Origin of the sequence: Achromobacter sp. RW408 (assembly GCF_003184165.1) — a bacterium.
Classification (GTDB): Bacteria; Pseudomonadota; Gammaproteobacteria; order Burkholderiales; family Burkholderiaceae_B; genus Achromobacter; species Achromobacter xylosoxidans.
Genome location: NZ_QHHO01000046.1, coordinates 1,112,483 through 1,122,897, shown reverse-complemented (window position 1 = coordinate 1,122,897; position 10,415 = coordinate 1,112,483). Strand labels below are relative to the sequence as shown.

Annotated in this window: 11 protein-coding genes; all 11 read left to right on the top strand. The window is 67.2% G+C overall.

Annotation, left to right across the window (positions count from 1 at the left end; all coding sequences use genetic code 11):
- Positions 1–89 precede the first annotated feature (89 nt).
- The 11 genes from DK459_RS15210 to DK459_RS15155 all read left to right on the top strand — a co-directional run bounded on the left by DK459_RS15210 (position 90) and on the right by DK459_RS15155 (position 10,305).
- Positions 90–518 (top strand): CopD family protein, encoded by a 429-nt coding sequence (locus tag DK459_RS15210; RefSeq protein ID WP_006384749.1) that lies wholly within the window; start codon positions 90–92, stop codon positions 516–518.
- Positions 519–553: 35 nt separating this feature from the next.
- Positions 554–2,329 (top strand): class I SAM-dependent RNA methyltransferase, encoded by a 1,776-nt coding sequence (locus tag DK459_RS15200; RefSeq protein ID WP_020924648.1) that lies wholly within the window; start codon positions 554–556, stop codon positions 2,327–2,329.
- Positions 2,330–2,590: 261 nt separating this feature from the next.
- Positions 2,591–2,779, top strand: coding sequence for a hypothetical protein (locus DK459_RS15195; protein WP_006389355.1), 189 nt, complete (start codon positions 2,591–2,593; stop codon positions 2,777–2,779).
- 154 nt (positions 2,780–2,933) lie between these two features.
- On the top strand, positions 2,934–3,449 hold the full coding sequence (locus DK459_RS15190) for an RDD family protein (protein WP_006389354.1): 516 nt from the start codon (positions 2,934–2,936) through the stop codon (positions 3,447–3,449).
- A gap of 149 nt (positions 3,450–3,598) precedes the next feature.
- Positions 3,599–4,507, top strand: a complete 909-nt coding sequence (locus DK459_RS15185) for a DUF2167 domain-containing protein (protein ID WP_006389353.1) — start codon at positions 3,599–3,601, stop codon at positions 4,505–4,507.
- 3 nt (positions 4,508–4,510) lie between these two features.
- On the top strand, positions 4,511–5,236 hold the full coding sequence (locus DK459_RS15180; protein WP_006389352.1) for a site-2 protease family protein: 726 nt from the start codon (positions 4,511–4,513) through the stop codon (positions 5,234–5,236).
- A 105-nt stretch (positions 5,237–5,341) separates the two neighbouring features.
- Positions 5,342–6,214: a UDP-2,3-diacylglucosamine diphosphatase gene (locus DK459_RS15175; RefSeq protein ID WP_085941830.1), complete on the top strand. Its 873-nt coding sequence runs from the start codon at positions 5,342–5,344 to the stop codon at positions 6,212–6,214.
- A gap of 128 nt (positions 6,215–6,342) precedes the next feature.
- The gene (locus DK459_RS15170; RefSeq protein ID WP_006389350.1) at positions 6,343–8,010 is read left to right on the top strand and encodes an acyl-CoA synthetase; all 1,668 of its coding nucleotides are present in this window, start codon (positions 6,343–6,345) and stop codon (positions 8,008–8,010) included.
- A 44-nt stretch (positions 8,011–8,054) separates the two neighbouring features.
- Positions 8,055–8,576 carry a gamma carbonic anhydrase family protein gene (locus tag DK459_RS15165; RefSeq protein ID WP_006389349.1) on the top strand — a complete coding sequence of 174 codons (522 nt, stop codon included), beginning with the start codon at positions 8,055–8,057 and terminating at the stop codon, positions 8,574–8,576.
- A gap of 86 nt (positions 8,577–8,662) precedes the next feature.
- Positions 8,663–9,592 carry an Hsp33 family molecular chaperone HslO gene (gene hslO, locus DK459_RS15160; protein ID WP_020924651.1) on the top strand — a complete coding sequence of 310 codons (930 nt, stop codon included), beginning with the start codon at positions 8,663–8,665 and terminating at the stop codon, positions 9,590–9,592.
- Between the two features lie 137 nt (positions 9,593–9,729).
- Positions 9,730–10,305, top strand: coding sequence for a TadE/TadG family type IV pilus assembly protein (locus DK459_RS15155; protein WP_054448101.1), 576 nt, complete (start codon positions 9,730–9,732; stop codon positions 10,303–10,305).
- Positions 10,306–10,415: the final 110 nt, after the last annotated feature.

The following is a 10,415-nucleotide window of genomic DNA, read 5'->3' as shown; positions in this document are numbered from 1 at the left end:
GGCCGGTTTTGACGGGCGACCTACGAAGAACCCCCAGCCCTCAGCAATTACAATCCCCCTTCCCCAAGAAAACAAAGACCGCCCCCACCATGTCCATGCTCTGGGTAAAAACCTTCCACATCGTCTTCATCGCCTCCTGGTTCGCCGGCCTGTTCTACCTGCCCCGCATCTTCGTGAACCTGGCCCAGCAATCGGATTCGGCCGTGCAGGTCACCCTGCTCGGCATGGCGCGCCGCCTCTACCGCTTCACCACCATCCTGGCGGTTGTCGCGGTGGCGCTCGGCATGTGGCTGTACCTGGGCTACGGCATCGGCGTCGGCCCCGGCAACGGCTGGATGCACGCCAAGCTCTTTTTCGTCCTGCTCGTCATCGGCTACCATCACGCCTGTGGCGTCATGCTGCGTAAATTCGAACAGGGCAAGAACACCCGTTCGCACAAGTTCTATCGCTGGTTCAACGAAGTTCCCGTCTTGCTGCTCTTGGTGGTGGTGGCGCTGGTCGTCGTCAAACCCTTCTGATTCCCCCTACCCTTTGCACATTCGCCAGGATTCGTATGTCCGCTGATGACCAGGACCGCCCGCGCAAGACGCTGACGATCAAGAAAACCGCGCGCGACGCGCACGCCGAAGCCGCGCCCAAACGCGTGCGCAGCGGCGCCCGCGCCCGCCTGGTCGCCCAGAACGAGCGCGCCAAGGACAACATCGAGCGCCAGAAGGACCCCGAGGGCTACCAGCAGCGCCAGGCCGCGGCCCGCGCCGCGCGCCGATCGGCCGACGGCGACCGGGGCGACGGCCCGCGCCGTGGTGACGGCGCGCGTGGCGACAATCCGCGCCGCGGTGATGGTTCCCGCGGCGACAGCCCGCGCCGTGGCGATGGGCCGCGTGGCGACCGCGCCCGCAGTGGCGATGACCCGCGCCGCGACGCCCCGTCGGCGCCGCGCTCGGGCCGCACGCCGCAGCGCGCGCCGCGCATGGACGACCAGTACATCGCCCCTGCCACGCCCGCCGGCCGCTTCTACGATCCCTTCGAGGACGACGGCCCCGCGCCCGAGTTCGCGCCGGAACCCGACTACGACGACGATGCGTCGATCAACGCCGGCCCGGCCCGGGACGCCGACGCGCCGCGCGACCGCGCGCCCTCCGTCGAGATCCGCGAGCGCCGCCCGCGCGAACCGCGCCAGGCCGAGCGTTTCAAGGTCTTCGCCCCCTGCCCCCAGGGCCTGGAGGAAGCCCTGACCGCCGAAATGCAGGCCCTGGGCTACGACGACGCCGAAGCCGGCCGCGCCGGCTGTTCCTTCACCGCCGATTGGGCGGGTGTGCAACGCGCCAACCTGTATTCGCGCCTGGCCACCCGCATCCTGGTGCAGGTCGCCCACGCCGAGATCTCGCACGAAGACGACATCCTCGACCTGGCCCGCGATACGCCCTGGGAGCGCTGGTTCGGCGCCGAACAGACGCTGCGCGTGGATACCTCGGCGATCAAGAGCCCCGTGCAGAGCCTGCAGTACTGCAATCTGCGCGCCAAGGACGGCATCTGCGACCGCCTGCGCGAACTGGAAGGCGAACGCCCCAGCATCGACACGGTCCGCCCCGACGCGCGCGTGCACCTGTTCCTGACCGGCCACACCGCCACGCTGTACCTGGACACCTCGGGTGAATCGCTGTTCAAGCGCGGCTGGCGCCTGGACAAGGGCGACGCGCCGCTGCGCGAGAACCTGGCCGCGGGCATGCTGGCGCTGGCCGGCTGGGACCCGGCCGCGCCGCTGCTGGATCCGTTCTGCGGCTCCGGCACCATCCTGATCGAGGCCGCCTGGATCGCGCTGGGCGTGCCCCCCGGCATCTCGCGCCCGTTCGGCTTCGAACGCCTGCGCGGCCACGATGCCTACCGCTGGCGCGACCTGAAGGACGATGCGCGCTCGCGCATCCTGCCGCAGCTGGACGCGCCTCTGGTCGGTTACGACCTGGATCCACAGGCGGTCGAATTCGCCCGCAACAACGCCGAGCGCGCCTGGCTCACCGCCGACACCATCCGGTTCGAGGTGGGCGACGCCCGCGAAGTGCAGGCGCCCGCCGACCATGGCTGGATCGTCACCAACCCGCCCTACGGCGAACGCATGGCGACCGAGCAGGACGCCGACCTGTGGCGCGACTGGGCCACCTGCCTGAAGCGCAATTTCGCCGGCTGGCAGCTGCACATCATCACCAGCGACCTGACCCTGCCCAACCAGATGCGCCTCAAGCCCAAGCGCCGTGTGCCGTTGCACAACGGCGCCCTGGACTGCCGCCTGTTCGGCTTCGAACTGGTCGCCGCCGGCTACCGCGACGCCTGACGCGCCGCCTCCGCGCCCGGGGCATTCCATTCCCCGGGCGTCCTGCCTCGCCTGCCCCCTTGCCACTGCGCGCGCGTTGTAAAAGCGCCGCAACATCGCGCCCGTATCTTTGCTTATGCTGCCCCGCAGCGCCGATTTGGGGCATCATCAGCACCAGGATGTTGCCGATACGCACCAGGCACTTGCACAGCTTCAGGGTTAACCCTATAATTCGGGTTATCCCTAGTAGCTAAACAACAGTGCAAGCCCGTGGAGGCTATTGTGATCAACCCGAACAACACCATCCGCCTGACCGACGAACTCGAGCGTCAACTGATGCTCCAGGCTATTGAAGAACAGTTCCGCCCGCACCCGATGCGTGCGTTGGCCGCCGGCCTGCGTAAGCTGGCCCACGGCATCCGTGCCCTGGCTGGCAAGACGAGCGCCAAGAACGCGCACTCGGCCGCCTGAAGCAGGATTGCAGGCCTGATGTCCTGAACGATTTCCCCTTGGGGGCTGCATAGCCCCTTTTATAGACCCGCCCTTACCGGCGGGTTTTTTTTATGGCCGGAGCCGGGAAACCGTCAACCCACCGGGTGGCCGCTTTGTCGGATAATACCGGCCCATGACCGACGCCTCCCTCGACCAGACCCCCAACCGGCTGCGCCGGTTCGCCTGCATGATGTACGAAGCCGTGCTGCTGTTCGGCGTGGTCTTCCTGGCGGGATACCTCATGGATACCCTGACCCAGAGCAAGAACGCGCTGGAACTGCGGCCCGCCCGCCAGGCCTGGCTGTTCGTGGCCATTGGCGCCTATTTCGTGCTGTGCTGGCGCCGCCGCGGCCAGACGCTGCCGATGAAGACATGGAACATCCGGCTGGTCGATCGCGATGGCAACCCGCCGTCCACCGCCCGCCTGATCCTGCGCTACGTGCTGGCGTGGCCGCTGGTGCTGGCGGGCGCCGCCGTGGTGTGGGCCGCCGCCAGCGCCACCGGCTGGCCCTCGATGGACATGTTCATCGTGGCCGCGCCGTTCACGATCTTCATCTGGTCCTGGTTCGATCCGGACGGCCAGTTCCTGCACGACCGCCTGCTCGGCACCCGCCTGCGCAACGCGCCGCAGCGCAAGAAGACCCGTTGAGCGACAGGAATCCGACGCCTGAACGGGCGCTGAACATACCTGCTTACAACTGGCAAAATCGTGCGGCGAATTAGGCGTTGGCTTTCAGAAAGTTGAAAGTCGCGTGCAAAGACAATGGGGCCCCTTTCACAGACGCTCCAACAATTATCATGCGCGCTTTCCTTTCCCGCCTGTCCCTGGCCGCCGCCAGTGCCTTGTTGTTCCTGCCCTTCGGCGCCTCGGCCCAGAATGCCGCCGCGCAGCAGGAAATCGAGGCCGCCATGAAGGCAGCCTACGCCGCCGCCCAGGAAGGCCCGGCCGACGTCAAGCTGGGCGACCAGGCCGTGGTGCACCTGCCTGAATCGATGTTCTTCGTGCCGCGCATCCAGGCCGACCGCCTGATGGCGGCCTACGGCAACGGCAAGGATCCCTCGCTGCTGGGCGTGGTCATGCCCAAGAGCGACGATGACGACTGGGTCATCACCGTCAATTTCGACAAGGCCGGCTACATCAAGGACGACGACGCCAAGAACTGGAACGTCAGCGAACTGCTGGACAGCCTGCGCGATGGCACCGAAGAGTCAAACGTCGAGCGCAAGAAGCGCGGCTTCCCCGAGCTGGTGATGGACGGCTGGGTCGAGGCGCCCAAGTACGACAGCAGCACGCAGCGCCTGGTCTGGTCGGTGGCCGTCAAGCACAAGGGCGAAACCGCCAACGACAATCCCACCGTCAACTACAACACCTACGCGCTGGGCCGCGACGGCTACATCACGCTGGACCTGATCACGCAGAAGAACCTGGTGCCGAAGGACAAGACCGCGGTGCTGACCCTGCTGGACAACCTGAAGTACGTCGAAGGCAAGCGCTACGCCGACTTCAACTCGTCCACCGACAAGGTCGCCGAATACGGCCTGGCCGCGCTGGTCGCGGGCGTGGCCGCCAAGAAGCTGGGCCTGTTCGCCGTGATCGCCGCGTTCCTGGCCAAGTTCGCCAAGGTCGGCATCCTGGCGGCCGCCGCGCTGGGCGGCGGCCTGTGGAAGCGCTTTCGCGGCAAGAAGGCGGAACAACAGCAGCCCTGAGCCATGAAGCTGCTCCTGTTGCTGTTCTCGGGTATCAAGTACCTGAAGTTCGGCAAGCTGCTGGCGACCGGCGGCACCATGCTGCTGTCGGTCGCGGTCTATGCCTTCGTGTTCGGCTGGCGCTACGCGGCAGGCTTCGTGCTGTTGCTGCTGGTGCATGAACTGGGCCATTACATCGCGGCGCGCCAGCGCGGCCTGGATGTCGGCGCACCCGTGTTCATTCCATTCGTGGGCGCCTGGATACAGCTGAAGGAGATGCCGCACGATGCCGATACCGAGGCCTACGTGGGCCTGGGCGGCCCGCTGGCGGGCACGGTGGCCTCGCTGGCCTGCTATTTCGCGGCGCGCAGCACCGGCAGCGACCTGCTGCTGGCGCTGTCCTACGCGGGCTTCTTCATCAACCTCTTCAACCTGATCCCGCTTTCGCCGTTCGACGGCGGCCGCATCACCGCGGTGCTGTCGCCGCGCATCTGGCTGGTGGGCGTGCCGGTGCTGGTGGCGCTGTTTTTCTGGCGCCCCAGCCCGATCCTGATCCTGGTGGCCGTGCTGGCGTTTCCCAACGTCATCCGGGCGTTCAAGTACGACCCCGCCCTGCCCGAGAACCAGGCCTATTACGGCACGACGCTGGAAAGCAAGCTGACCTACACCTGCGCCTACCTGGGGCTGGTCTGCGTGCTGGCCATCATGGCCCACGACGTGCACGACATGCTGAGCCATCTACGCGCCTGAAGCGGGTTCATCTGACAGCGCCCGGCGCCCACCGGGCGCGGCCGTCACAACAGCGTCACTTTTTTTTCATGTCACGGTCATCGCGGGGTGGTTTCATTCCCAGGCATGACGACAGCCCCCATGGACAGCACCGTGAACGAAATCCGCCCCACGCACTGGCGCGCTCTCTGGATTTCCGATATTCACCTGGGCACCGCCGGGTGCAAGGCGGAGTTCCTGCTGGATTTCCTCGAGCACAACGATTCCGACACCCTCTACCTGGTCGGCGACATCGTCGACGGCTGGCAGCTGCGCAAGCACTGGCATTGGCCGCGGGCCCACAACGACGTGATCCAGCGCATCCTGCGCAAGGCCCGCAACGGCACCCGGGTGGTGTTCATCCCCGGCAACCATGACGAATTCGCGCGCGAGTTCGCCGGCTACGCGTTCGGCGACATCGAGATCCTGGACGAAGACGTGCACGTGACCGCCAAGGGCATGCGCCTGCTGGTGCTGCACGGCGACCAGTTCGATGGCGTGATCCAGCACAGCCGCTGGCTGGCGCACCTGGGCGACGGCCTCTACCAGCTGGCGCTGTGGATCAACCACCATTTCAACCGCCTGCGCCACCGCCTGGGGCTGCACTACTGGTCGCTGTCGCAGTACCTCAAGCACAAGGTCAAGAACGCCGTGTCCTTCATCACCGACTTCGAGGAGGCGCTGGCCGGCGAGGCCCGCCGCCGCGGCCTGGACGGGGTGGTCTGCGGCCATATCCACAAGGCCGAGCTGCGCGACGTGGGCGGCATCCTGTACTGCAACGACGGCGACTGGGTGGAAAGCCTGTCGGCCCTGGCCGAGACCCATGACGGCCAGCTGCAACTGCTGGACTGGGCCGCGATCCAGGCCGAACGCCAGGCCGACCCGGCGCAGCGCAAGCCGCGCTCGCTGTCGTTGCCGGCGCTGCCGTCGGCGCTGCGCCGCCAGGGCAAGCACCCGTGATAACCCTTATACGTCCCCGTTACGCAACGGGGATATTGCAGTTCACGGCCCTCTAGGTCATGCTTGCAATTGGGGCAACGGGCAAAAACTGACCCGTTCACGCTGCAACATGCTCACAACATAGGGCCATGAACGACCAATATCAGGTGCTCTACCAAACATTCCGCTGGCTGGTTCCCACCCAGTTCAACATTGCGGAAGCGTGCTGCCACCGCTGGGCATCCAGTAGTCCGGATGCGCGGCGCATCGCCATCTACTACGAAGATGAAGCCGGCAACCGCGAGGTCTGGACCTATGCGCGGCTGGCCGAGGCCGCCAATCAGCTGGCCAATGGCCTGGTGAAGATGGGCGTGGGCCGCGGCGACCGCGTCGGTGTGGTTTTGGGACAACGCCCTGAGACCGTGGTCGCGCACATGGCGATCTACAGCGTGGGCGCGGTGGTGTTGCCGTTGTCGGCCCTGTTCGGTCCCGAAGCCCTGCAAAGCCGCCTGTGCGATTCGGAGACCCGCGTCGCCATCGTCGACCACGCCTCCAGCGCCAACCTGCTGGCCGTCAGCGACAACTGCCCCAACCTGCAACAGATCATCGGCATCGGCTTCGCCGACGAGCGCGTGCTGCCCTGGCGCAGCCTGCTGGCGCGCCAACCCAGTGAATTCAAGCCGGTGCCGACGCGCTCGTCGGATCCGGCCATCCTGCTCTATACCTCCGGCACCACCGGCGCGCCCAAGGGCGCCCTGCTGCCGCACAGCGCGCTGATCGGCAACCTGCCCGGCTTCGTGGCCTCGCAGGACTGGTTTCCGCGGCCCGCCGACGTGTTCTGGTCGCCGGCCGACTGGGCCTGGACCGGCGGCATGATGGATGCGCTGCTGCCCACGCTGTATTTCGGCCATCCCATCGTCGGCACCCGCGGCCGCTTCTCCGTCGAGCGGGCGTTCGAGCTGATGGAGCGCTATCAGGTCACCAACACCTTCCTGTTCCCGACCGCGCTCAAGATGATGATGAAAGCGGTGCCCGAACCCCGCAATCGCTATCAGCTGGCCCTGCGCTCGATCATGAGCGCCGGCGAAAGCGTCGGCGAGACCGTCTTCGAGTGGTGCCAGTCCGCCCTGGGCGTGACGCCCAACGAAATGTTCGGCCAGACCGAGATGAACTACGTGGTCGGCAACAGCCAGAAGCGCTGGCCGGCCAAGCCGGGCAGCATGGGCCGGCCCTACCCGGGCCATCGGGTCGCGGTGCTGGACGACGCCGGTCAGCCGGTGGCGGCCGGAGAAACCGGCGAAATCGCCGTCAATCGCTACGATATCCACGGTTATCCCGACCCGGTCCTGTTCCTGGGCTACTGGCGCAACGAAGCCGCCACCCAGGCCAAGTTCAAGGGCGACTGGTGCCTGACGGGTGACCTGGCGCGGATCGACGCAGACGGCTACCTCTGGTACGCCGGCCGCGCCGACGACGTGTTCAAGTCATCCGGCTACCGCATCGGCCCGGGTGAAATCGAAAGCTGCCTGATCGGCCACCCCGCGGTGGCCAATGCCGCCGTGGTGCCCAAACCGGACGCCGAGCGCGGCGCGGTGGTCAAGGCCTACGTGGTGCTCACACCCGAATTCGCCCAACGCGACCGCAACGACATCATCGAAAACCTGCAGGAACACGTGCGCGAACGCCTGGCGCCCTACGAATACCCGAAGGAAATCGAGTTCGTCGAAGAGCTGCCCATGACCACCACCGGTAAAATCCAGCGTCGCATCCTGCGCCAGCGCGAAGAAGAACGCGCGCGGGCGTCCAGGCCCCAATGACGCGGGCGGGTCCGCCAGGGACCCGCCGCATCCGGAGACAGGGCATGCCCATTTACCAGCTCGACGACCTCATTCCCCGCATCGATCCCGCCGCCTACGTGGCCGACAGCGCCGACATCATCGGCAATGTCACGCTGGAAGCCGGCGTCAGCATCTGGTCGCACGTCTCGATCCGGGGCGACAACGACGCCATCCTGATCCGCCAGGGCACCAATATCCAGGAAGGCAGCGTGCTGCACGTGGATACCGGCTGTCCCATGACCATCGGCCCCAACGTCACCGTGGGCCACCAGGCCATGCTGCACGGCTGCACCATCCACGAAGGCGCGCTGGTGGGCATGCAGGCGATCGTGCTGAACAATGCCGTGATCGGCCGCAATTGCCTGATCGGCGCGGGCGCCATCATCCCCGAAGACCGGGTGATTCCTGACAATTCCCTGGTCATCGGCATCGGCAAGATCGTGCGCGAGCTGTCCGACGAGGAAATCGCCAATCTGCACAAGAACACCGCCCACTACGTGGCGCGCGGCCAACACTACAAGACGGCCTTGAAGCGGCTGGCCTGACATTGCCGCCGGGAACGCCCCGGCAAGGGCCTACACCCCTGTCGCCGGCAGGGGGAATCGGCCGTCCGATCGGCTAACATTCCCCCATGACCGATCAGCTCAAGAAATACCTCCTCGAAGACCGCAGCGTCCGCGTCCAAGCGGTGCGCCTCACGGATACCTGGAAGGCCGTCCAGGCCAACCACGACTACCCGCCCGCCATCACCCACTTGCTGGGCGAACTGGTGGCGGCCTCCACCCTGCTGGCCGCCAACATCAAGTTCGACGGCTCGCTGGTACTGCAGATCCAGGGCGACGGCCCGATCGCGCTGCTGGTGGTGGAATGCCGTTCCGACCTCAGCCTGCGCGCCACCGTGAAGGTGCGCGAAGGCCATGACGTGCCGGCCGACGGCGACATGCAGAGCCTGCTCAACCCCGGCGGCAATGGCCGCTTCATCGTGGTGCTGGATCCGCAGCACAAGGTGCCCGGACAGCAGGCCTACCAGGGCATTGTGCCGCTGGAAGGCGATACCGTCGCCGAGGCCCTGCAGCACTATATGAAGGCCTCCGAGCAGCTGGACACCCGCTTGTGGCTGGCCGCGGACGGCGAACACGCCGCCGGCATGCTGATCCAGCGCCTGCCCTACCACGGCGGCGCGGATGCGCCGGCCCTGACCGAGCAGGCCGCCGCCGAGACCTGGGACCGCGCCTCGGCGCTGGCCGCCACGCTCAAGCGCGAGGAACTGCTGGCCACCGATATCGACACCCTGATCCACCGCCTGTATTGGGAAGAGACCCTGGTGGCGTTCGACCCGCAGCCGGTGCGCTGGCACTGTCCCTGCACCCGCGAGCGCGTGGCCAACATGCTGCGCTCGCTGGGCGAGGACGAGGTCAAGGACATCCTGGCCGAACGCGGCCAGGTCGACGTGTCCTGCGATTTCTGCGGCAAACCGTATGCCTTCGACGCGGTCGACTGCGCCGCCCTGTTCACCTCCAGCCCGCCCACCGCGGACGGCACGCCGCCGACGGTGCACTGACGTCCCCGGCAGCCCCCTCGGCTTGCACGCATCGACAGGCGATCATGCCCGCGCCACACTGGCCGGCCATGACCGCCTTTTTCTTGCCCCGCCGTTCCTTGCCTTCGTCCTTTGCGCCGGGCGCTGCAAGGCCTCGTGTGCCGCAACGCGGCGCCGCCGCGCTCGAATTCACCCTGGTCATGGCCGTGCTGCTGTCCGTGGCGGCGCTGGTAGCCGACGCGGCGCGCTGGCAGGTGGCACGCCAGGTCGCCCATCTGGCCTTGATGGAAGCCGCCCGCGCGGGCAGCACCGGCCACGCCGATCCCACCCGCATCCGCGACGCCTTCCTGAGGGCGCTGCGGCCACTGCATGCCGGCCCGCAGGGCGAGACCGCCGGGCGCCGGCTGGCCCACAGCCAGGAACGTATCGCCGCGCGGATGGACACGGTGCCGTGGCGCATCGAAATCCTGCAGCCCGATATCTTCCGCGCCAACACACTCAGGCTGCGGCTGACCTACCTGTACCAGCCATTGCTACCGCCGCTACGGACACTGCTGGCGGGCCTGGCGGAAAACGACGGCAGCTACGCCGCCGCCGCGCGCGCGCGAGGCCTGGCGCCCATCAGCATCGAACTCGAAATGGAAATGCACAGCAAGCCGGTGGACTGGCTTGCCGGTCCGCCGTATCCGGCGGGCGTGGTGCAGGGGGTATGCCGCAGCTTGCGATGCCCGTGAATGGGCAGCTTTTGGATGCGATCAGTGCCGGGAGGCGCCGGCGTTGCCGCCAGTGGCGCCCGTAGCCGGCCGCGCGGCGGGCCTGGGCGGCGTGGCGGGCGCGCTGGCGC

What these genes read in the sequence shown, in the direction of transcription:
- DK459_RS15180 (WP_006389352.1), top strand. Translation starts at nt 4,511, where the DNA reads ATGAAGCTGCTCCTGTTGCTGTTCTCGGGTATCAAGTACCTGAAGTTC.
- DK459_RS15170 (WP_006389350.1), top strand. Translation starts at nt 6,343, where the DNA reads ATGAACGACCAATATCAGGTGCTCTACCAAACATTCCGCTGGCTGGTT.
- DK459_RS15200 (WP_020924648.1), top strand. Translation starts at nt 554, where the DNA reads ATGTCCGCTGATGACCAGGACCGCCCGCGCAAGACGCTGACGATCAAG.
- DK459_RS15185 (WP_006389353.1), top strand. Translation starts at nt 3,599, where the DNA reads ATGCGCGCTTTCCTTTCCCGCCTGTCCCTGGCCGCCGCCAGTGCCTTG.
- DK459_RS15190 (WP_006389354.1), top strand. Translation starts at nt 2,934, where the DNA reads ATGACCGACGCCTCCCTCGACCAGACCCCCAACCGGCTGCGCCGGTTC.
- DK459_RS15175 (WP_085941830.1), top strand. Translation starts at nt 5,342, where the DNA reads ATGACGACAGCCCCCATGGACAGCACCGTGAACGAAATCCGCCCCACG.
- DK459_RS15210 (WP_006384749.1), top strand. Translation starts at nt 90, where the DNA reads ATGTCCATGCTCTGGGTAAAAACCTTCCACATCGTCTTCATCGCCTCC.
- DK459_RS15165 (WP_006389349.1), top strand. Translation starts at nt 8,055, where the DNA reads ATGCCCATTTACCAGCTCGACGACCTCATTCCCCGCATCGATCCCGCC.
- hslO (WP_020924651.1), top strand. Translation starts at nt 8,663, where the DNA reads ATGACCGATCAGCTCAAGAAATACCTCCTCGAAGACCGCAGCGTCCGC.